This window comes from Paucilactobacillus nenjiangensis (assembly GCF_008632615.1).
GTDB classification, from domain to species: Bacteria; Bacillota; Bacilli; order Lactobacillales; family Lactobacillaceae; genus Paucilactobacillus; species Paucilactobacillus nenjiangensis.
Map to the genome: position 1 here is coordinate 189501 of NZ_CP043939.1, position 22048 is coordinate 211548.

Annotated in this window: 24 protein-coding genes; 18 read left to right on the top strand and 6 right to left on the bottom strand. The window is 38.3% G+C overall.

The window, feature by feature from the left end:
• The 3 genes from F0161_RS00940 (at window position 1) to F0161_RS00950 (ending at window position 3366) form a co-directional block, all read left to right on the top strand.
• Complete coding sequence (locus F0161_RS00940) at window positions 1–321, top strand: NAD(P) transhydrogenase subunit alpha (RefSeq protein ID WP_137602495.1); 321 nt, start codon at window positions 1–3, stop codon at window positions 319–321.
• Window positions 321–1736 carry an NAD(P)(+) transhydrogenase (Re/Si-specific) subunit beta gene (locus F0161_RS00945; RefSeq protein WP_137602494.1) on the top strand — a complete coding sequence of 472 codons (1416 nt, stop codon included), beginning with the start codon at window positions 321–323 and terminating at the stop codon, window positions 1734–1736. The genes F0161_RS00940 and F0161_RS00945 overlap by 1 nt, the downstream gene beginning before the upstream one ends.
• 121 nt (window positions 1737–1857) lie before the next feature.
• Window positions 1858–3366, top strand: a complete 1509-nt coding sequence (locus tag F0161_RS00950) for an ABC transporter substrate-binding protein/permease (RefSeq protein ID WP_150203220.1) — start codon at window positions 1858–1860, stop codon at window positions 3364–3366.
• 59 nt (window positions 3367–3425) lie between these two features.
• On the opposite strand, the gene F0161_RS00955 is transcribed toward F0161_RS00950, so the two are convergent.
• Window positions 3426–4055 (bottom strand): NAD(P)H-hydrate epimerase, encoded by a 630-nt coding sequence (locus tag F0161_RS00955; protein WP_150203222.1) that lies wholly within the window; start codon window positions 4053–4055, stop codon window positions 3426–3428.
• A 128-nt stretch (window positions 4056–4183) separates the two neighbouring features.
• Between F0161_RS00955 and F0161_RS00960 the strand changes: the two genes are divergently transcribed.
• The 5 genes from F0161_RS00960 (at window position 4184) to F0161_RS11385 (ending at window position 6109) form a co-directional block, all read left to right on the top strand.
• The gene (locus F0161_RS00960; RefSeq protein ID WP_150203224.1) at window positions 4184–4573 is read left to right on the top strand and encodes a DUF6508 domain-containing protein; all 390 of its coding nucleotides are present in this window, start codon (window positions 4184–4186) and stop codon (window positions 4571–4573) included.
• Window positions 4563–4877 (top strand): DUF7671 family protein, encoded by a 315-nt coding sequence (locus F0161_RS00965; protein WP_137602490.1) that lies wholly within the window; start codon window positions 4563–4565, stop codon window positions 4875–4877. Before F0161_RS00960 ends, F0161_RS00965 begins: the two co-directional genes overlap by 11 nt.
• A 73-nt stretch (window positions 4878–4950) precedes the next feature.
• Window positions 4951–5274: a hypothetical protein gene (locus F0161_RS00970; RefSeq protein ID WP_137602489.1), complete on the top strand. Its 324-nt coding sequence runs from the start codon at window positions 4951–4953 to the stop codon at window positions 5272–5274.
• A 2-nt stretch (window positions 5275–5276) separates the two neighbouring features.
• Complete coding sequence (locus F0161_RS00975; RefSeq protein ID WP_150203226.1) at window positions 5277–5930, top strand: NAD(P)H-dependent oxidoreductase; 654 nt, start codon at window positions 5277–5279, stop codon at window positions 5928–5930.
• 2 nt (window positions 5931–5932) lie between these two features.
• On the top strand, window positions 5933–6109 hold the full coding sequence (locus F0161_RS11385; RefSeq protein ID WP_190318888.1) for a hypothetical protein: 177 nt from the start codon (window positions 5933–5935) through the stop codon (window positions 6107–6109).
• Between the two features lie 24 nt (window positions 6110–6133).
• On the opposite strand, the gene F0161_RS00980 is transcribed toward F0161_RS11385, so the two are convergent.
• Window positions 6134–6499 carry a DUF488 domain-containing protein gene (locus F0161_RS00980; protein ID WP_150203228.1) on the bottom strand — a complete coding sequence of 122 codons (366 nt, stop codon included), beginning with the start codon at window positions 6497–6499 and terminating at the stop codon, window positions 6134–6136.
• Window positions 6500–6819: 320 nt separating this feature from the next.
• Entirely contained in the window at window positions 6820–8199 is a 1380-nt protein-coding gene (locus F0161_RS00985) for a glutamate--cysteine ligase (protein ID WP_150203230.1), read from the bottom strand.
• A gap of 152 nt (window positions 8200–8351) precedes the next feature.
• Between F0161_RS00985 and F0161_RS00990 the strand changes: the two genes are divergently transcribed.
• The 3 genes from F0161_RS00990 to F0161_RS01000 are packed head-to-tail and all read left to right on the top strand — an operon-like array spanning window position 8352 to window position 11163.
• Complete coding sequence (locus F0161_RS00990; RefSeq protein WP_150203232.1) at window positions 8352–9539, top strand: ATP-binding protein; 1188 nt, start codon at window positions 8352–8354, stop codon at window positions 9537–9539.
• Window positions 9539–10876, top strand: a complete 1338-nt coding sequence (locus F0161_RS00995) for a vWA domain-containing protein (protein ID WP_150203234.1) — start codon at window positions 9539–9541, stop codon at window positions 10874–10876. Before F0161_RS00990 ends, F0161_RS00995 begins: the two co-directional genes overlap by 1 nt.
• Window positions 10876–11163: a hypothetical protein gene (locus tag F0161_RS01000; protein ID WP_137602484.1), complete on the top strand. Its 288-nt coding sequence runs from the start codon at window positions 10876–10878 to the stop codon at window positions 11161–11163. The genes F0161_RS00995 and F0161_RS01000 overlap by 1 nt, the downstream gene beginning before the upstream one ends.
• A gap of 76 nt (window positions 11164–11239) precedes the next feature.
• Here F0161_RS01000 and F0161_RS01005 read toward each other — a convergent pair whose 3' ends face one another.
• The 3 genes from F0161_RS01005 to F0161_RS01015 all read right to left on the bottom strand — a co-directional run bounded on the left by F0161_RS01005 (window position 11240) and on the right by F0161_RS01015 (window position 13106).
• On the bottom strand, window positions 11240–11518 hold the full coding sequence (locus tag F0161_RS01005; RefSeq protein WP_150203236.1) for a polysaccharide deacetylase family protein: 279 nt from the start codon (window positions 11516–11518) through the stop codon (window positions 11240–11242).
• A gap of 9 nt (window positions 11519–11527) precedes the next feature.
• Complete coding sequence (locus F0161_RS01010) at window positions 11528–12061, bottom strand: polysaccharide deacetylase family protein (protein ID WP_150203238.1); 534 nt, start codon at window positions 12059–12061, stop codon at window positions 11528–11530.
• 232 nt (window positions 12062–12293) lie between these two features.
• Window positions 12294–13106, bottom strand: coding sequence for a polysaccharide deacetylase family protein (locus F0161_RS01015; protein ID WP_190318889.1), 813 nt, complete (start codon window positions 13104–13106; stop codon window positions 12294–12296).
• A 318-nt stretch (window positions 13107–13424) separates the two neighbouring features.
• On the opposite strand from F0161_RS01015, the gene F0161_RS01020 reads away from it, so the two are divergent.
• From F0161_RS01020 to F0161_RS01050, 7 genes are all read left to right on the top strand, one after another.
• A complete protein-coding gene (locus F0161_RS01020) occupies window positions 13425–14732 on the top strand; it encodes an NCS2 family permease (protein ID WP_150203241.1) in 1308 nt (435 codons plus the stop codon).
• Window positions 14733–14770: 38 nt separating this feature from the next.
• Window positions 14771–16084 carry an NCS2 family permease gene (locus tag F0161_RS01025; RefSeq protein ID WP_150203243.1) on the top strand — a complete coding sequence of 438 codons (1314 nt, stop codon included), beginning with the start codon at window positions 14771–14773 and terminating at the stop codon, window positions 16082–16084.
• A gap of 259 nt (window positions 16085–16343) precedes the next feature.
• Complete coding sequence (locus F0161_RS01030) at window positions 16344–17207, top strand: zinc ribbon domain-containing protein (RefSeq protein ID WP_150203245.1); 864 nt, start codon at window positions 16344–16346, stop codon at window positions 17205–17207.
• 15 nt (window positions 17208–17222) lie between these two features.
• Complete coding sequence (locus F0161_RS01035) at window positions 17223–18758, top strand: zinc ribbon domain-containing protein (protein WP_150203247.1); 1536 nt, start codon at window positions 17223–17225, stop codon at window positions 18756–18758.
• A 463-nt stretch (window positions 18759–19221) separates the two neighbouring features.
• Window positions 19222–19704, top strand: coding sequence for a FeoA family protein (locus F0161_RS01040; protein WP_150203248.1), 483 nt, complete (start codon window positions 19222–19224; stop codon window positions 19702–19704).
• Window positions 19705–21819, top strand: coding sequence for a ferrous iron transport protein B (feoB, locus tag F0161_RS01045; RefSeq protein WP_150203250.1), 2115 nt, complete (start codon window positions 19705–19707; stop codon window positions 21817–21819).
• The gene (locus tag F0161_RS01050; protein ID WP_150203252.1) at window positions 21819–21974 is read left to right on the top strand and encodes a FeoB-associated Cys-rich membrane protein; all 156 of its coding nucleotides are present in this window, start codon (window positions 21819–21821) and stop codon (window positions 21972–21974) included. The genes feoB and F0161_RS01050 overlap by 1 nt, the downstream gene beginning before the upstream one ends.
• The last annotated feature ends 74 nt before the right edge of the window (window positions 21975–22048 follow it).

The following is a 22048-nucleotide window of genomic DNA, read 5'->3' on the forward strand; positions in this document are numbered from 1 at the left end:
ATGAGTCAAGAGTTATATACAAATGTTGCGATTTTTGTGATGAGTGTGCTAGTTGGCTTTGAGGTCATCAGTAAAATTCCGGCTACTCTACACACGCCAATGATGTCTGGTGCAAATGCAATTCACGGTGCCGTGGTGATTGGAGCGATTTTAATTGCTTTAGAAGCACAGTCGCCATTGTTTTATGGGTTAGCTTTTATTGCTGTGTTTTTGGGATCGGTCAACGTGGCTGGTGGTTATGTCGTTACGGACCGCATGTTAACCATGTTTTCAAAACCCAAGAAACCAAAGAATGAATCTGATGATGGAGGTGACAAGTGATGTCAATTCTCCTAACAGTTGTTTCATTAATGTATTTGGTGAGTGCGGCCTGTTATGTCATTGGATTGCACATGATGCGGACGCCTAAAACGGCACGAAATGGGAACCGAGTTTCTGGAGTCGGAATGATTATTGCGGTCATCATGACTTTATTAGTGGCAATTAGTCAAAAAGAAGCCACCATGACTGGTGGCATCATTTTAGTCATCGGACTGGTACTAGGACTGGGTTATGGCGCGGTCCGAGCGAGAACGGTTGAAATGACAGATATGCCGCAATTAGTGAGTTTATTTAATGCTGTTGGTGGTGGGGCAGCAGCGGCGATTGGTGCGTTTGATTATTTGAGCAAGAGTACGGGATCAACCTTATCATTCGCCTTTTCGTTTCCAGTGGCACTGGATTTAGTGATTGGTGGGATTACGTTTTCCGGTTCACTAATTGCCACCGGTAAATTAGCTGGAAAGATTTCGGGCAAACCAATCACTTTTCCAGGAGCAAAAGTTGCCAATGCACTAGTCGTGTTAGTGATTTTAGTTTCGGTTGTTTTAACCATTGGCTTTGCTGTCAATCCTAGTTGGTTGATTTTGATCATTTGTGCTAGTTTACTGTTTGGTATTTTGATGACAATTCCGATTGGTGGGGCAGATATGCCGGTGGTGGTTTCGTTGCTAAATGCCTTTACTGGTTTGGCCGTATCGATGGCCGGATTTGTTATCGACAACCAGGCACTAATTATTGCCGGGGCATTGGTCGGCGCTGCCGGGACTATCTTAACCTTACAAATGGCGGCCGCAATGAATCGTTCAGTCCTAAATATCATTGCTGGTGGCTTTGGCACGGATGATAGCAAAGGGGCGTCTACTGAGGAAGTACCCGTGAATGTTAAAGAGACCACGGCGGATGACGTTGGAGTGCAACTTGCATATGCGGCAAATGTGATGATTGTTCCGGGATATGGATTGGCCGCTGCACAAGCACAACATGAAGTGTCTGAGTTGGCTAATTTACTCACGGATCACGGTATTAATGTGAATTATGCAATTCATCCCGTTGCCGGGCGGATGCCAGGCCATATGAACGTGTTATTAGCCGAAGTGAATGTACCGTATGATCAAATGAAGCAATTAGAAGAAGCTAATTCGATGTTTGAAAACACGGATGTGTCGTTAGTGATTGGTGCTAACGACGTGACTAATCCAGCCGCCCGCCGGCAAGGAACTGCCATTACGGGGATGCCAATTTTGGATGTCGATAAGTCTAAATCAATTGTGGTCATTAAACGATCTATGAGTACTGGTTATGCTGGTATTCAAAATGAATTATTTTCTGAAGATAACACACACATGCTATTTGCTGATGCTAAAAAGGGCTTACAAGATATTATTGCCTCAACCAAAGAGTATTTAGACGAATAGAAATATGAACAAAAATTAATCAAAAACTCATAAATCATGCGTATTTATTCATTTAGTTGAATGAATACGTTTTTTTCTGTATACTTATAAGCGTTGATTTTTTACGGAGGCGCTTAGGATAATGAAAAAATTTTATAAATTAGTATTCACATTTTTGGCGGTTTTACTCGTGATGGCTCCTGTACTGTCGAGTGTTGCCAAAGCCGATGATACGACTCAAAGTAGTAGCTCAGTTACATCTACTACAACTACGTCAGAAGATTCGTTGGCCAAAATTAAAGCCAAAGGTGAAATTGTTTTAGGTACAAGTCCTGATTATCCACCATATGAATTTATGGCTAAGGGTAAGGTTGTCGGGATGGATATTGAAATTGCCAAGAAAATTGCCAAAGATATGGGCGTGAAGTTGGTAATTAAGAAAATGTCCTTTGATTCTCTCTTGGTTGCTTTACAATCAGGCAAGGTTGATATGGTCATTTCGGGTGTGAATCCCACTGCAAAACGAGCTAAGAGTGTTGATTTTTCAAAATCATATTATAAAGCCGGACAATATATTTTAATTAATAAGTCAGACAAAGGTGTATATAAGAACCGCAATTCATTTAGCGATAAGAAACTTGGGGCCCAAACCGGTTCATTACCTTACAACTTAGCCAAGTCACATGCTAAAGGCGCGACAGTTAAAGGAATGGATACTGTTTCAGATTTAGTGATTGCGTTGAAATCACATAAGGTTGAAGGTGTGGTGCTTGATGAACCCACGGCGAAAGCATATGCCGAAAATGATTCAAGTATCGTGGCAGTTAATGGGAAGTTTGATTTAGGTTCTGATGAAACTAATGATGTTGTGGCCGTAGCGAAAGGTTCGACGAGCCTGACAACTCAAATTAATCATTCAATTGATGATATTAAGGACAACAATTCAATTACTGGTTATTTAAAAACAGCCGGATCATATATGAAAGTTAATACGGCCAATACATCAATGTGGCATTATTGGAAATATTTTGCGCTTGGAATTGAATACACTGTCGGTATCAGTGCTATTTCAGTCGTACTTGGATTCTTGATTGGTATCCTGTTGGCCTTTATGAGGCTTTCAAAAGTTAAAGTGTTCAAATGGCTAGGAACTGCCTATGTCGAGTTTGTTCGTGGGACTCCATTGATGGTCCAAATCTTATTTGTTTACTTTGGTTTAGGCGTGATTGTTAATATTCCAGCGGTTATTTCAGGGATTATTGCGGTCTCACTAAATAGTGGCGCCTATGTCTGTGAAGTCATTCGTGGCGGAATTTTGTCGATTGACAAAGGACAAGACGAGGCTGCTAGAAGCTTAGGATTGAACTCTCACGATACGATGTTTAGTGTGGTCTTGCCACAAGCCATCCGAAATATTTGGCCTGCTTTGGGAAATGAATTTGTTTCTTTAATTAAGGAAACCTCAATTGTATCTATCATTGGTGTGTCAGACATGATTTATCAATTAAAGATTGTTCAAGCCGATACTTATCGTGGTGTGATTCCAATTGTAATTACCATGATTCTCTACTTCATTTTAACGTTTGCAATTTCTCGAATTTTGAGACATTATGAAATTAAAATGAATAGTAAAATGAATAGAACGGTTTAAAACTAAATACGCGCCACAATCATTTTTCAGATTGTTGCGCGTATTTAGTTGTCTTAAAATTAAAAGTAGTAAACACCCATGTCATCAGCCACGACAACTTCACCAACGTGCTCTTTTCCTGGATTGGTCCCAAATCCTAATTTATTAAAGGCAATCGCTACGGTTAAATCTGCGCGAACTGCTTCATTTAAGGGAGTACCGGTATCAGAATTTAACCCGGAAGGTACGTCAACAGCAACGGTTGTGGCGGTCGTTTGATTAATTGCTTGAATGGCTTCCAAATATTCGCCGGCAACTGGACGGTCAATCCCAACGCCAAAAATTGCATCGACAATTAAAGTAGCATCATTCAATGCCGATAAATCATCAGTAGTTGGAATCTTGTAATAGTTGCAAATTTTGCGTTGCGTCGCACGTTCAGAACTTTCATGTTTGCTATTACCAACGTTGATAATCGTGACGTTGGCGCGTTCTATTTTTAACAATCGAGCAACCGCTAAGCCATCACCACCATTGTTACCGTAACCTGCTACGACAACAACATTTGATAAATCATAATGACGTTTCAAAACGATGTCTCTAATTGCCAAAGAGGCGCGTTCCATCAGCACAATCGATGGAATCCCAATTTTTTCAATTGTAAATTTATCGAACTTTTTCATTTCTTTAGTTGTTAATGTTTTTGCCATATTCATTTCCTCCAAATGTTTGATAAAATAATTGTCATCATTATAAAGCAAATCGCAAATGTAATGTTGAACAAATGTTATAATAATTACCAATAAGTGAGATTTATAACGGAAAGTGGTGACGGCTGATGGATTTAAAGAAATATCTCGAATATTTTAAGAATATGCAAAACAAAGAATTTCAATGGACATCAACAAATACCGAAGATGGAATTTTACAAATGGGTTATCCAATTTACGATCAAACCATACTAACATTTGTACGTGATTTTAAAGAGAGTAATGACTTTGATGCGCAGTATAAAAAAACGTTGAAGGCACAAAAAATTAAAATTAAAATGAATCAAAAAATCGTTAATCAAGTCCTGGTAATCGACACAATTGATACACTGAAAGCGATGTTGACGTTAATTGTGACAGCTGAAGAAGTTGATGAGGGTAGTTGGGCGCGCGCCTTACAAGAAGGCTTCTTGTATCAAGTAACGAATGCATTGGTGAATAAAGAAAATGAAGGATAAGTACGAAGTAAATAAATATTTTGGCATTCCAGTTACCACTAATAATTCTGGCGACTATGTTTTGAAAGCCGATGATCATGGTGACGTAAAAATTCATACTTGGCGAACTGGCAAACATACTAAGGGAAAATTTAAACAGCCGGGGCAAATGTTGCTGACTGAAAATAACTTGATGGTCATGATTGTGGCATCAGAAAAGATGGCCTTTAAAGATCGTCACTCTGAAGTCCCGTTGCAGCGTTTTACTAGTGAATTTGCAAACGAAGAGTTAGTTCAGCAAGGTATAAAGATACTCAATAGTTGATTTTACAGCAATAATCGAGCATTTTTATGCGGTTCGTGGTATATTATTTTCAACTATAATTAGGGGTGAAAGTATGTTTAATGTTTTTGGAATGCTTAAAATGTTTAGTGTGAATCACCGCCATATCAGTAATTCACAGATTGTTGTGACTGATGCAAGTGGTAAACCAAATAGCCTGTTGACTGATTTGCTCCGAGATGTGATTAGTAGCATCAATATCTTTATTAATATTGAAGATGTACTTTCAGTTGAAGATTTGGTCGCTTTATTTTCCGAAAGGACACCATTACCGGCCGATGTTTTGAGTGAATATGACAAAATTTTAAAACAAGAAATTTTACGCATTAATTTTGCTACACGTAAGGGCCAAATTGAATTAATTTTTCCAGAGGTTTAGGCATGAAAACTTTAATCATAGTTGCGCATCCGCAAATAGAAAATTCAACGACCCAGCAATTCTTTAAAGAAGGATTGGCTGGGTTTATTGATTTTACCTGGCATCCAATAGCCAATGAGTACCAAATAGATGAAGAACAAGAATTACTGCAACAAGCTGATCGCATCATTTTTCAATTTCCACTCTACTGGTACAGTGCCCCCGCATTATTGAAACAATGGATAGACGATGTCTTTTCAGTAAACCAACTTGATTTAACCAATAAAGAATTAGGATTGGTCGTTTCAACCGGGAGTCCTGCTAAAGATTTTCAAGCCGGTGGATTGGAACAATTCACCATGTCTGAAGTACTCAGACCGTTTGAAATGTTAGCCAATAAAATGAAACTGCACTATCTGACTCCAATTACAGTCTTTCAATTTGCTTACCTTAATAAACTTGAACAACAGCATTTGCTAATTCAATATCAGCAATATGTTACGTTAACTAACTTTGATAGTTTTGACAGTAAAATTGCTTGGTTCAACGAAATTTTGAAGCAAAAAAGTACAGATAACTCTGAATTAGAACAAATTATCACGGTGCTAGAAGATAATGAAGATGCTCGTCACGATTTGTTAATGGATGTAAATCAATTTAAGCAAGATGAGGATTAAGAATGGATACACAACAATGGGTTGAAATGAAAATTAATGAATTGATTGAAAACAGTCAGACTTTTCCTGACCAGGCATTTTACAGGGAGTTGAAGGGAATTATGACTGAGCAATATCAAAGAATTGATCAGTTACAAGGCGAATTAGATGGGCGTATGTGGAGCCCAGAGCAGTGGTGAAAAAGGGATCTGAAACGGTAAGTTTCAAATCCCTTTTAATATACTTTCTGCTAAAATCACAACATGATTATAAACTTCATCTTTGGCGGCATACACAAAAATCACGTTTTGTGTTTCTAGTTTTTGATGGACCATGGTTTTAAAATCTAAATAAGCTGGATTACTTTGCAACTGTGATAAATACAGATGTTTGAATTCATCAAATTTTTCTGGGTCATGATTAAACCATTTGCGTAATTCAGTGGTTGGGGTAATTTCTTTTGCCCATTGATCAATCTGGGCGTTTACCTTGCTGACACCACGAGGCCATAGTCGGTCAACTAAAATCCTGTAACCATCCGTATCAATTGGCTTAGTGTAAACTCGTTCAAGCTTCAATTCATTTGCCATTTTATCTTGCCTAACTTTCTGAGACGAACCGTTCGTATTGAAATTGCTTAGGTTAGTGCTCAAATATTCCCAATTTATCTCTCACTCAAAAACGTGTTCTGCAATCAGATTGTTCCGCCTATCTACAGTTAATCAATTGGCCCAGTTCGCCAACCGATTAACTTAGGATATGCTTACAATCTCTCGATTGCAATCTCACTCTACTCCAAACGTGTTCGATAAATCAATATTCTCCGCCTAACTACAGCAAGTTAAATTACCAAAAACGTAATTCAACTTGCTTAGGTTAGTGCTTAAATATTCCCAAGTTATCTCTCACTCTACTCCTTATATTCTACCGGTTTATTAGATTTATCAAAGAGCTTTTGTTTGAGTTCGGTAACAGGCATTTCGGGATTATCAGCAAAACCTTTAAATGGATTAGGATTACGGTGAGCACGGTTTTGGTAACGTGCACCGATTTGTAATGCATAGGGAACGAGGGAACCGTTTTGAATGTGATCCGTTAAGTTAGCACTGGGAGTTAAGTTGGTATTGTCCAAGCGATTTTGCATCATTTCCAGTACTTCTTTATATTCAGGTCCCCAATGAATTGTTGCACCAAAATCTTGTAATTGGTCGAGAAAGACTTGCCCCTCAGCTTGATATTGGGTTTTACTTTTTGGATTTTCCAATGCAACATTTTCATTCATATACATACCTTCAGCCAAAAATTCTGGCATTTTGGTTGATTCGGTCAAAGCCGGTGTCATCATGAAATAAGTCAACATCATACGTACGAAGCGGATGGTCGAAGTCCTAACGCCAACCGAAGTGGTTGGATCTAAATCAAGCATTCGTAATTCAATATAATCAACGCCTGATTTTAGTGCTTCGTCAATTGATTTCCCATTTTTCTTAAAACGAATGCTGCCGTGAAATTCAGCCTCATTCAGAAGCTCCCCAGATTTGATTCCATTTTGAATACCTTGAGCATAATGGGCAACGGACGAATAATCACCTTTTAATTTGTTTCCAAGTCCAAAGTGGGATTCGCGGATACTTCTAACAGGATGGTTGGGTCCTTCATTGTCATTAAAAAAGTTTTTTTCAGCAATGGGATTATTGCCAAATAGATACGTTAACAGCCACTCGTACCGAATAAATCCTTGCACGATTTTTTCATATAAATGATTAATCATTTCAGCTTCTGAAAAAGTGCCTTCATTACGAACATTCCACCAGACTGCCTCTAACACTTGTTGATTAATACTGATATTTAGATGGACGCCAGTTGGAATACCGGATTCAATTCCATGAATTTTGGACCATTGGCGGTAATATTCTTTCTTTTCTGGGTCAACATCCGAAATTGGAATCTCACTTTTATCTTCAGGTAACACTGGCGGCATACTCAGTGCCCAGAGCATTTCATCTTTGGCAAGTGCATTACGCAAAGTATCGTTTAATTGCATTAAATAATGCATGGCGTCAATAGAATGGGTCGTTGTGGGTGTAATAATTTCCGTCTGCATTTGTAGAAAGTCATTCTTAATATATTTATTCTTTCGCTGACTACCAATTGCACTTGGATATGGGCTGGTGCTAAGGCTGGCATCTGCATTCACGCGATGCATTTCAACTTCAATTCCCATATTAAAGTCACTGGCTGTAGCAACAATTTCATTATCAAATATTATTTTTCCAATTTGATCAAACATAAGTAATCAATTCCTCAATCAATCTATGTACTTATTCTTTAATTTTTAAACATTCTACGCTGACACTAGCTGAAAAACAAGAATTTATTGCATTAAAGGCGCTTGAAATGGTACGGTACCGGTATAAGAAAAATAGGTGAGGGGTCGAAAAAATGTCATTATCATATCAAGACATGTTAACAGCGGTAAAAGTGGTTTTAAAAACTGGCAACGTTCCTAATATTGTTGGGGAAGCCGGGATTGGTAAGTCCGCTTTAGTCGAAACAGTCGCTCAAGAATTGCAAGCCAAACTATATACCACCGTTGTGAGTTTGTCCGAAAAGGGTGATTTAGCAATTCCTGTACCACCGCTAACAGATAATTCTTTTGTGGAAACAGAACATTATGGTTCGTTAGCCAATGTAAAATTTGGGTACTCCGAAACATTAGTAGATATAATTAAACAAGCTGAATTACATCCAGACGTAAAAATTATTTGGTTTTTAGATGAATTTAATCGTGGTACCCAAGCAGTTCAAAGTGAATTGATGAATCTGGTATTGCAACGACAAATTAATTCTTTGAAATTACCCGAACAAGTTCAAATTGTGATTGCGGAGAATCCCGATAGCACGATGGCTGGTTTTGAAGATTCTAACTATGGGGTCACGGCTGGAGATACCGCCATTAAAGATCGGACAGTTCGGTTAGTTTTGCGCGTTTCTGCCAGTGATTGGCTGAGTTGGGCTCGTGCCAATGGACAAGATGGACATGAAAATATCCATCCTTTAGTTCAAGCCTTCATTGAAGAAGAACCTGATATGTTAAGCCCTAAACAGCATGGGGATGACTTATTTCCAACTCCTAGAGCATGGCAGCGAGTGTCAGACAGCCTGTTTGAATTAGATAATCAATCACCTGAAGTACGTTCAAAATTGCAATTAGAGTTGTTTAAAGGCGATTTAGGTGAGCTGGTTGGCCGTGCGTTTAACAGCTTCGTTAAGCAACAGGGGAATCAATTGACTCCTGAAAGTATCCTTGCCTCAGCTGATTTTGAAACTACGTTGTCTGAATTTTCCAGTTTAGACGAAGTCCAAAAGCAACAACTTTTAAAAAGCTGGTTAACGCAAGTGGCAGAATATCCACTGGATGATAGTCGGAACGCAGACTACTTTCAGCAATTGCTAAAACAAATGAGTCCGGACGGTCAGTATGTGGTCATACAAACAGTCGGTCAAATTGAGCATCTAGCTGACATATTGAAGCCAATGTTTAGTAATCTACAATCGGAATCTGTGGCAAGTTTGTATCGTTACTTCGGAAAAATTGCAACACGAAACGATGCTGGGGATGATATTTAGTGAGTACGAAGCTACAAGATAATTTAAAAGATAAATTACATGCATTGAATTCCAACCAAGAAGTCGATCTACAAAATGTTGCAGATGAATGGATTGGCTCAGTCGTGATGGAGTTGTTGGAGGAAGACCGGTTATTTGGTGAAGTCTTAATTCAAATACCTCGGGCATATGACTTTAAGCTGAATGGTATGATGGGCATTAATTGGAAGAATGATCAGATTCAATTAAAAATTAACCCAAGTCGCCTGTCGAGATTACAACGTTCTCAAGATTTGCTCGATTTATTAAAGCATGAAGTGCTCCATTTAGTTTGGCAACATCCGTTACGCTATGCCAATGTGGCTCACCAAAATAACGTCACCATGGCCACTGATGTTGCAGTTAACCAATATTTGACTGATGCACCGGCGGGAACAATGACGAAGGAAGAATTGACAACGCTGATTGGCAAACAGGTGCCCACTCATGAAGATTCTCAACGCTATTTGAAATTAATTGAAAATGCCGATTTTAATGAAGATGCCTCAGAGACAAAGCAACGATTGGATTACGAAGGTGAAGCTGTTCCAAAAGCCCAAGATCACAATAACCAAACTGACGTCCATCTTGGTTGGGAAGAGATGGTTGGTCAAGATAATCTGAATGAGCAGACGGCCAATTTACAGCAAATGCTCAGCTCAGCCTGGAAAAATGTACCAGATAAGCAACGCGGCCTATTACCTGGTGATATCATCGCACAATTAGAATCAATTGAGGTTCAACCGAGTTTAAATTGGAAAGCATTAATCAAACAGTCATTAGGGAAAATGCCTTTAGGTAAACGCAATTCATATAGTCGATTTAATCGACGACAGCCAGTCAGAATGGATTTGCCCGGTAAAATTACTAATTTGGTTATTAATATTGATGTATTTATAGATAACTCAGGTTCAATGGGTGAAAAAGAGATTGCTTATTTGTTAAATGAACTGCGTGGTTTACTAGCAATTTACGATGCCAAAATTGATGTGTATAGTTTTGATACAATCGTCCATGAAGACCATAAATATACCATCGAAGCGCGTAATCAAATTAATTTTGAACGCGTGGGTGGCGGGGGAACTAGCTTTCAGTCAATTTTTGATTACTTACATCGGCGTCATGCTAATAATGACTCAACTCTAGCAATTATTTTAACCGATGGCTGGGGAGAGTCTAAGCTACAGACTTTTCATTTTTCAAATGTACTTTGGATATTGTCCACGGCCGTTCAAGAATTATCAGTGAAAAAGCCAATGGGCAAAGTTTCAACACTGGTAGAAGACGGAAATTATCAAAGATTGGTAGGTAAAAAATAATGATAGATTTGCAACCAAATGATTTACAATCAGTTTTGTCACACGATTATTTATATAAGCGCGCCGTTAAAGTATTACTAGAACAATGGGATACAGAAGGTAATCAATTGTTTAGTGATCAAATTAAAGCCGGCGATATTATTTTTGCTCGTAAGCTGCAACAGGCTGGATTAATTCAGGGATCAAAAGATTTTTCTGATTATCAGTCCGTACAAGAATTTGTGGTGCAACATGATCAATGGTTATCCGGTGTTGCTAAGACTGAATTACTAAGTAAGTTTGAATAAGAAAACACGATTTCAATTTGAAATCGTGTTTTTAGTCTAGTTGTTTTTTAGTCTAGTTATAGTTAATGTGAACTGGTTATTTGATAACTTGATGTGAAGGCCAACTATCTTGTTGGAGAACTTCAAATTTATACCCGTTAGCTTTGCCAAAATCAATAATGCGTTGAACTGCATCAACGGAAGTTTGTTTAGTGTCATGCATCAAGACAACGTTTCTAGCGTGTGGAATCAATGTAGTGGTGACGCAATTGTAGGGTTGGTCGGCATTGGTTTGAACTGAACCATCGCCTGCACCAATATTCCAATCAAAATATTGATAGCCTTTAGCAGTTAACTTCGGCAAAATGGAATGCATGATTCCAGGTTAATAATTAGCACTCACTGTGTTTGAACTTCCACCTGGAACACGTACCATCATGGATTTTTGACCGGTAATTCGTTTAACTCGGTCACTAATTTGCTTTAAGTCATCAAAATAGGCATCCACTGAAGAATAGACTAACGAATAGTTATGCGTCATAGTGTGTAATCCAATTTGATGGCCTTCATCATGCTCACGCTTAATTAAATCATCAGATCCATAACCAGTGACAAAAAAGGTTGCTTTCACATCATTAGCCTTTAAAATATCGAGTAACTGTGCGGCAGTAGTATCGCTTGGTCCATCGTCAAAAGTTAGATAAATAACATTATCATTTCCATCATCTGATGAACTTGACGAACTGCTTGATGAACTACTACTTGATGTTGCTGCTTGTTTAGAGCTACTTTTAGTACTGTTCTTTGAAGTGCTTGTTTCTTTAGCTGACTTGTTAGTATTTGTCGTAGTGGCAAATGCAACTGCCGCAAAACATAATATTAACGCCCCAATTAATCCCAATAAAATATTTTTCCTCATATTCCCAATTGATACTCCATCCCAAGATATTATCGATTTCTATTTAAAAATAAATAGTGTTGACCAAAATTATTGTACCGTAATATTAGGGCTGGTGCACTAGTAAAATATACCGTGATAAAAAAGATTTATTTAGAAAATTAAGTAAATTAATGGTTTTTAACTAAGTTATATAAAAGTTTTCAAAATACATACAAAAAGCCATAATCGTCTTACAATTATGGCTGAAAAATTATTGGGGCATTGAGATTTGTTGAGGTGCCCAACTATTCATATTTAAAGTTTCAAATTTATAGCCATTAGCTTTACCAAATTCAATAATCCGTTGTACGGCATCAATTGAAGTTTGTTTAGTGTCATGCATCAGGACAACATTTTTTGAATGTGGAACAAGCGTAGTGGTTACGTGTTGATATGGTTCTTCTGCAGTGGCTTCATAGCCGCCGTCACCAGAAGAGATATTCCAGTCAAAGTACTTGTAACCTTTTTGCACTAGTTGCGGTAAAATTTGTGGCATCAAACCATGACTGACCTGATTTGCACTTCCACCGGGAACCCGAACCATCATTGATCGTTCACCAGTCAGACGGTAAACACGATCACTAATTTGCTGCAGGTCATTAAAGTATGCAGCAGGTGAGGCATACACTGTCGCATAATCATGTGTCATCGTGTGTAATCCAATTACATTACCTTGTTCGTATTCTTGCTTGATTAGTGAATCTGGGCCATGGCCTGTCACGAAAAAGGTAGCGTGGACTTGCTCTTTTTTGAGGATTTTTAAAAGTTGTGGAGTTGTACTTTCTTGAGGTCCGTCATCAAAAGTAAGATAGATAATGCTATCGTTTGCCTTTTCTGAGGCAACTTTGGCACTACTTGAAGAAGATGACACGCGTGAACTGGCTATTTTTTTAGAACTCATTTTGCTCCGAGCTGACGATTCAGCACTTAACTTCTCGCTATGAGCGTGAGAGGCAAATGTTACAACACCAAATAAAATAATGACAATACTAATTAACCCGATTAAAATCCTACTTTTTTTCATAGTCCCAATGTACTCCATACCAAGATTTGTATTTAAAAGATACCGGATGTTAAATATTAACAACTGCTACTATCGTTAATTCTACAATAGTCAGTCATAATAATCACGAAAAAAGTATCGTGAGACGTTGCATTTAAAACGATAAGTACAAACTAGTTATTTAATAGATCTTTAATTGACATTGTCATGAAATTTGCAGAATGACATTTTTATTAAATAGCAACTTTGTTAACAAAATGGTATTGAAATCAATTTCCGAATGATATAAACTATATTAGTATTATTGTTCGTATTTAAACCAGAAAGTAGGGAATTGATTTGTCAGCAATTAAGAATTATTTTCAATTAGATGAATTGAATACAAATGTAAGAAGAGAAATTTTGGCTGGCTTTACGACTTTTATTTCGATGGCATATATTTTGTTTGTGAATCCAAGTGTCCTTGGTCAAACGGGAATGGACAAGGGAGCGGTTTTCACTGCGACGGCGATTGCAAGTGCAATTGGCTGTATCTTAATGGGAGTATTGGCTAAGTATCCTATTGCCACCGCCCCAGGATTAGGTGTTAATGCATTTTTTGCTTATTCTGTAGTTATTGGAATGGGTATTCCTTGGCAAACTGCCTTAGCTGGCGTGTTTGTTGCTGCGGTTATTTTCTTGTTAATCACAATTTTTAAACTACGAGAAATGATTATTGACGCCATCCCCAGTGATTTGAAATTTGCCATTTCAAGTGGAATTGGATTATTTATTGCTTTTATTGGATTGCATGATGGTGGCTTAATTGTTGCCAACAAGTCAACCGTTGTGGGCTTAGGTGCCTTGAATGTAGGGACAACATGGCTGACAATTTTTGGATTATTTGTAACTGCTATTTTAATGGTTAGAAAGATACCTGGAGCTATTTTTATTGGGATGTTTTTAACTGCTTTACTTGGAATTTTTACCGGTTTGATTGATTTACCATCAAGCGTGATTGCTGGTGCTCCCAGCTTGAAACCAACTTTTGGTGTTGCTCTAGCTCATATTGGAGATATTAATACGCTGCAATTAGGCGTGGTCGTCCTGACGTTCTTACTAGTGACGTTCTTTGATACTGCTGGAACCTTAGTCGGCTTGGCTCAACAAGCTGGCTTCATGAAAGATAATAAAATGCCCCGTGTTGGGAAGGCATTGATGTCAGATTCAACAGCGATGTTAGCTGGATCAATTTTAGGAACTTCACCAGTTGGTGCGTACGTTGAATCATCTGCGGGGATTGCAGTCGGTGGCCGTTCAGGGTTAACCGCTGTTACGACAGGAATTTTATTTATTTTAGGAATGTTCTTTTCACCCTTGTTGGCCGTAGTAACCACACAAGTGACGGCTCCGGCATTGATTATTGTCGGTGTTTTGATGGCGCAATCGATGGCTAAGGTTAATTGGAGTGAATTGGAAATTGCGATTCCTTCATTCTTGATTTTGATTTGTATGCCGCTGACTTATAGTATTGCTGATGGAATTGCGATTGGATGTATTGTTTACCCAATAACGATGTTGGCTGCTAAACGCGGCAAAGAAGTTCATCCACTAATGTTTGCATTATTTTTTGTTTTCATCGGATTTATGTGGATATTAAATGTATAATAGTTTTTTAACATTATTTGAAAGTAGGGAATTGGTTTTTGTCTGCAATTACAAAGTATTTTCAGTTAGATGAGTTACACACTAACTACAAAACAGAAATTTTAGCCGGCTTTACGACTTTTATTTCGATGGCTTATATCTTATTCGTTAACCCCAGTGTTCTTGGTGCCGCGGGGATGGATAAGGGGGCCGTATTTACGGCAACCGCACTGGCCAGTGCAATTGGCTGTATTTTAATGGGAGTGTTAGCACGTTATCCCATTGCGACCGCTCCAGCGTTAGGAATTAATGCATTTTTTGCTTATTCTGTAGTCATTGGAATGAAGGTTCCTTGGCAAACGGCGTTAGCAGGTGTGTTTGTCGCTTCGGTTATTTTCTTGTTGATTACTATTTTTAAATTACGAGAAATGATTATCGATGCAATTCCTAGTGACTTAAAATTTGCCATTTCAAGTGGAATTGGCTTGTTTATAGCATTCCTTGGCTTAAATGATGGTGGCTTGATTGTGGCTAACAAATCAACAGTTGTTGGGCTGGGATCATTAAGTGTTGGAACGACCTGGTTAACAATCTTTGGTTTGATTATCACGGCAATTTTAATGGTTCGTAAAGTTCCGGGTGCAATTTTTGTTGGGATGGTGCTAACTTCATTACTAGGCATTGCAACGGGCTTAATTGATTTACCATCTAGTTTAATTGCTAGTGCACCAAGTTTAAAACCAACTTTTGGCGTAGCTTTGATGCATGTTGGGGATATTAATACCATTCAACTCGCAGTGGTAGTGCTAACGTTCTTGTTGGTTACTTTCTTTGATACTGCTGGAACATTGGTTGGCTTGGCCCAACAGGCTGGTTTTATGAAAGATAATAAAATGCCACGTGTAGGTAAAGCTTTGATGTCAGATTCAACAGCGATGTTGGCTGGATCTGTATTAGGGACTTCACCCGTTGGTGCATACGTTGAATCGTCTGCCGGTATCGCAGTTGGGGGTCGTTCAGGAATCACTGCAGTCACCACAGGTGTGTTATTTATTCTTGGATTATTCTTCTCGCCATTACTGACCGTTGTAACCACTCAAGTAACAGCACCAGCGTTGATAATTGTTGGTGTATTGATGGCCCAATCTTTAAAAAATATCAATTGGACTTCGTTAGAAATTGCGATTCCTTCATTCTTAATTGTCTTAGGAATGCCATTAACATATAGTATTTCAGACGGAATTGCTCTCGGCTTTATTATGTATCCAATCACCATGATTGCTGCTAAGCGAGGCAAAGAGGTTCATCCATTAATGTATGTATTATTCTTTGTGTTTATCGGCTTCATGTGGATTTTAAACGCGCAAGCTTAACAATTGAAAATTCAAATTGCCAAAGTGAATTTAAAAAATGGTTCTGTTCAAATTGTTAATTTGGATGGAACTTTTTTGTTCATGAATTGTTACAAGCTGAGGACAGGCAATTAACGAATTGCATAAATAATAAAGTTTTAATACCAAAAAATACGACAAAATTTATAAAAAATTAAAAAAGACTATTAATATTGTGATAAGCTTAATTTGTCGAGCAATGTGCTCACAATAATTCGTTACAACTGGGAGGAACCAAATTATGAAATATTGTGTAAATTGTGGTGCTGAAATACCGGCAGGATCAAATTTTTGCATCAAGTGTGGTACGCCTGTTGAAGAAACAGTCACGCAAAATGTGACTAATCAAACGACTGGTACTGGCACAGCAACGCCAAATGTAGCTGGAACTGCGGAAAAGACGAAAGGCTTTGCGGTTAATTATTGGTCGTGGTTAGTGGAATCAATCAAACATCCATTTCAAGCAAGTGAGTCGGCCCATGCTTATTTTGGATTGGTGTCATTTGTAGTTTTAGCTATTTTAAATTCAACTGTCTTTTACTTAATTTACCGTTATTTTCAAAACGGAATTTCGACATATTCAAGCTCATTAAAATTCGTGACGGTTGGAACGTTCGTGGTCCTATTTATCGCCTACGCAGTTTTATATGCAGCTAAACTAGCAGTCGGGTATCTATTTCAAAAAAAGAGTGGCAATAAAACGTTTTTTGAATATACGAATACAATTGCGCATAATTTGAATTTTACCTTAGTATTTTCTTTGCTAATGATTCTGACAACTTTTCTATTTCCAACTTTGACGGAAATGACTAGTAGTGAAGATAGCTTCAAATCGTTTATTTACAAACTGATGTTCATCATCATCTTGGCATCGTTTCAAGGGACGGTTTTCTTATTATCGGCAGCCGTGAACGCTGCGACTGATACGAGTACTAAACTGGATTCGTTTTACAAAGTGGTTTTAATCTCTGTTATCTTCCTAATAATTAGTTATGTGGTCTTCAGGGGTTATACCGGTTACGAAACTCAACAGTTGGAGCGAGTCTTTAGTTCAATCACTTCTGAAATTTCTAGCTTATTCTCAAGTGCGTTATTTGGAATATAATTGGGAGGTTTAAATATGGCAAAAGAAGACGATAACCAAGCGTTTTGTCCTAATTGTGGTGCAAAACTTGAACCAGGTGCAATTTTTTGTGGTAAATGTGGGTTTGATGTTCGGGATTTCTTTAACAAACAAGCTGAAGAAAAAGCAGACCAACCAGTTGATACGCCTGTAGCAGCCGCGGACGACTCGACTAACCCTAAAAAAGATCCATTTTCAAATCAAAGTGATCCAGTACAACAGCCTGTTAGTTCAACAAACCAGTCAAACAATATTGCTGCAAATACTGTTCACGAGACGCCTAAGCGTCCCACAAACAAAAAGAAATATTCTTGGAAAGTCTACGCTGCGATTGCAGTCGTAGTCTTGTTAATTATTGGTTATGTGGGTGGTAAAACCTATTATTCACCTGAAAATCAATTGAATCGAACCATGATGGGCATTCAAAAAGGCAAGCAAGGCATTTCTAAAGATTTTGAATCTACAACGACTAAATTAACCATTACTGATAAATCACTTAAACCATTAACGAAGTACTTAAAGGCTAATCCCAATAAGGCAACCACGATGAAAAGCGAATTGAGTGCTGGTAATTATACAGGCACCGCCATGAGTCAATTTACTTATGTTCAAGATGGAAAAGTTTTACTCTTCTTCCCCAAATATAAGATTAAGGTGACGCCAGTTTATGCGACGTTGAAAACTAATCACTCAGGAATCAAACTTTATCTCGATGGCAAACAAGTTGGGACCTCGACGAGTTCTTATTACACGAAATCAATTGGACCGTTAGTGCCAGGAACATATAATTTAAAATCAACTGGTACGGTTAGTGGTAATGCAATGAAGAATGACAACGATAATGATATTTTAACGAATAGTAGTTATCCGTATGATTTGTCCCTCCAAACTGTTTCATTTGATGTGACCAGTTATGCTAATGCAGTGGCCTATATTAACGGTAAAAAGGTGGGTACGCTTGATGATACTGGACGCTTATCAATTACCGACAAGCCTTGGACGAGCGGCATGAAGTTGAACTTGAAATATAAGACTGGCGATGGGCAGACCATTACTTCAAATACTAAGACTATCAGTTCGTATGATGATGGTGAAGAAGTTAGTGTTGGCTTCCCAGGCGTAACTTCACATAGCAATGCGGAAAGTTTATTCAACGAAGTTTTCCAATATGTGGATAATATTTCATCGACTGGTGATAACGATAACGCGTCAGAATTTGCTGCTCTCTTTGTTAATGGAACTGGTAATTCAGACTACTCAGAATTAGTTAAAATGGCTAAGGGTTATAAAAATGATTCTGGTATCGAAAGTGTTTCGTATGAAGCTTCTAAACTCCATGTTGTACCAGAAAAGAAAAATTTAGCGCAAGTTAGTTACAATGTAAAATATACCTTCTATGACAATTCAGACTCCGGTTCTGGAGAACATACACAGGTTTATTCTTATGTGGCGCACGTTGCTAAATCAGGTAGTAGCTACAAGATTACAAGTATTGATCCATCAAAACTTGTTTCCGATGAAAGTAGCGATTAATCTAATAATCATTACCCAAGACTGTAATACAAAACTGACGTTTTGTATTACGGTCTTTTTTGATAAAAATATTTTTCTATAATCGGTTTCATAAGCCAACTCTCTCTGCGATGTCCATGATACTAAGCTGCTAAAGTAACAAGTATCAGTGGCTACGGTTAATCACGAATGATGAACGATTCAAATTTCAAATCATTCATCATTCGAAATCGCCATTGGAACTTGGCGAACTTTGCCGTAGTTCAATGGACGTCGTAGCAATCCTCAAGAGTTGAACGGCTTATGTCACAATTTCTTTTTATATCGATTCTAAACTAAATAACATTTTAACTGTGCAAAGATGTACAAACCTTGTTATGATAAGCGATTTTGTGCTAACGACATTAATTTAGGTTGACGGTCAGTGTCGAAAATGAGAAAATCATGAGAAATTAAGCTATATACATAGAACATGGAGTAAGCGATGAAAACATTATCTGAATTAAATGGTCGTGGAAAATATGTCATCATCAAGGTCCTGGGAGATCATAAGCTAGTTCGTAGATTGGCTGAGATGGGGATGATTGCCGGTAAGAGTATTACGATTATCACACCGGCATCCGGGCCCACTGGGTTGACAATCTTTTTTCAAGGTCAACGGTTAGCTATCAGTGATGACATTGCGGAACGGATTGTAGTTCGGAACATGTCGGATGAAGAAACTGCAGACTTACACTCGTTATCTGATTTGGCGATTAGTGATTCAGGTATTGTGACCAAGATGACAGGTGGCAAGGAGTTACGCAAACGTCTGATGGATATGGGACTCACAAAAGGAACGATGATTAAAGTTAACAATGTGGCACCATTAGGTGATCCAGTCGAAATTATCGTTCGTGGGTATAAATTAAGTCTGCGCAAAGCTGATGCCAGTAACGTTCTGGTGGAGAAAGTGGGTGAGGGTTAAATGAGTACTTTTGCTTTAGTTGGTAATCCAAATAGCGGTAAAACGACTTTATTTAATGCGCTCACAGGTTCAAATCAACATATTGGCAATTGGCCGGGGGTGACGGTTGAACGTAAAGCTGGTAGCTTAAAGCAGGACTCTGGCGTAGAAATTCAAGATTTACCAGGAATTTATTCGATGTCGCCATATAGTTCGGAAGAAATTGTGACGCGAAATTATATTCTCGAAACTCGGCTCGATGGCATCATTGATGTGGTTGATGCCACAAACTTGGAACGAAACCTCTATTTAACGTTACAGTTAATGGAAACGGGCGTGCCAGTCGTGATGGCACTGAATATGATGGATTTGCTGGATAAGCAAAAAAATCGCAGTATCAATATCAAGAAACTTGCCTACATCCTGGACATTCCAGTGGTGAGCATTAGTGCATTAAAAAAAGATAATGTTGAGAAATTAGTTACCCAATTACATAGTGAAATTAAAGGTTATGCAACCCCACAATATGATCCGCGCTTAGAGTCAGCCATTGAAATGCTACAAAAGAAGCTGGTCGGAAAAGTGCCAGATAATCAGGCACGCTGGTTTGCAATTAAATTGTTTGAGCGCGATGAAAACATTCTAGCTGAAATGCGTTTTTCAGATACTCAGCTCAAGGACATTAATAATATTATTAAAATGGCCGAACGAATTTTTGATGACGATAGCGATAGTATTATTGTTAATGCACGTTATGACTATATCGCGCGAATCATTAACATGAGTGTTATAGATAACGACGATTTCACAATGTCGATGAGTGATCGAATCGACCGAATTGTCACCAATCGGTGGCTAGCCTTGCCAATTTTCGTCGTCATTATGTGGGCAGTGTATTATTTATCAATTCAAACGATTGGAACGATTGGTAGTGACTGGGTTAACGATGTGGTCTTTGGCAATTGGGTACCTAACTCTGTGACCAATTTCTTGGAATTTATTAAGGTTCAGCCATGGCTAATTGGCCTAATTGTTGATGGAATTATCGGCGGAGTCGGGGCAATATTAGGATTTGTGCCACAGATATTAATGCTCTTCCTTTGTTTAAGTATCCTTGAAGATTGTGGCTATATGGCACGAATTGCATTTGTGATGGATCGAGTATTTCATCGATTTAATTTATCCGGAAAATCGTTTATTCCAATGCTGATTTCGACCGGTTGTGGAGTACCCGGAATCATGGCCACTCGGACGATTGAAAATGAATCTGATCGTAAAATGACCATTATGTTGACTACTTTTATGCCTTGCTCGGCAAAGCTGACAGTGATTGCATTAGTGTCAGGGACCTTCTTTCCACATAATTCATGGGTGGCACCAACATCATATTTTATGGGAATCATGGCGGTCATCTTCTCTGGTATTTTTCTAAAGAAAACGAAAATGTTTAAAGGTGATCACTCTCCATTTGTGATGGAATTACCAGCCTACCATTTACCTCGCCTTGATAATACGTGGCGTGGTGTGTGGTCACGTGGTTCGATGTTCATTAAAAAAGCCGGGACCATTATTTTTCTTTCGTGCGTTGGAATATGGTTCCTATCGAGTTTCAATTTTAAAATGCAAATGGTTGATCAAAATCAGAGTATTCTCCGGTATATGGGGATGGTCATTGCCCCAATCTTTGCTCCACTTGGATTTGGTGACTGGCACGCTGCCGTGGCGGTGATTGCCGGATTAATTGCCAAAGAAAATTGTGTTACTACCTTCCATATTACTTTTGGTGGGGGAGCTGGATTTGCGAATACTTTACGTGCCGCTTATGCACCAATGGCTGGATTCGCATTTCTTGTCTTTAACTTATTGTGTGCACCTTGTTTTGCTTCAATCGGAACGATGTATAAAGAATTTGGCGATACTAAATGGACCTTACGGGCGATTGGTTATCAAACTTTAATTGCGTACATGGCTGCATTAATTGTTTATCAAACGTCGTTACTGGTGACTGGTGCCATTTCTGTGATTGGCGCCATTGAATTATTCACGGCAGTCGCCGTCATTGTTTATGGCTTATTCATCAAACGCGATAAGAGTTTGGATGATAATAACTTGGTTTATCAAAAGGAGGTAATTTAATGTCGACTATTATAGTTGCAGCAATTGTTTTTGCTGCCGTTGCTTATGTTGTCTATCGCCACTTCTTTAGTGGTGCTAGTGGATGTGATGATTGTTCCAATGTTGGCTGTCCATTAATTGACCAGACTCAGGTTAGTAAAATATTAAATAAATAATATAGTGCTGAACAAATCGCACTACCTTGTGTAAATAAAAAATGATGTTTGTCCAAAACAATTGGATAAGCATC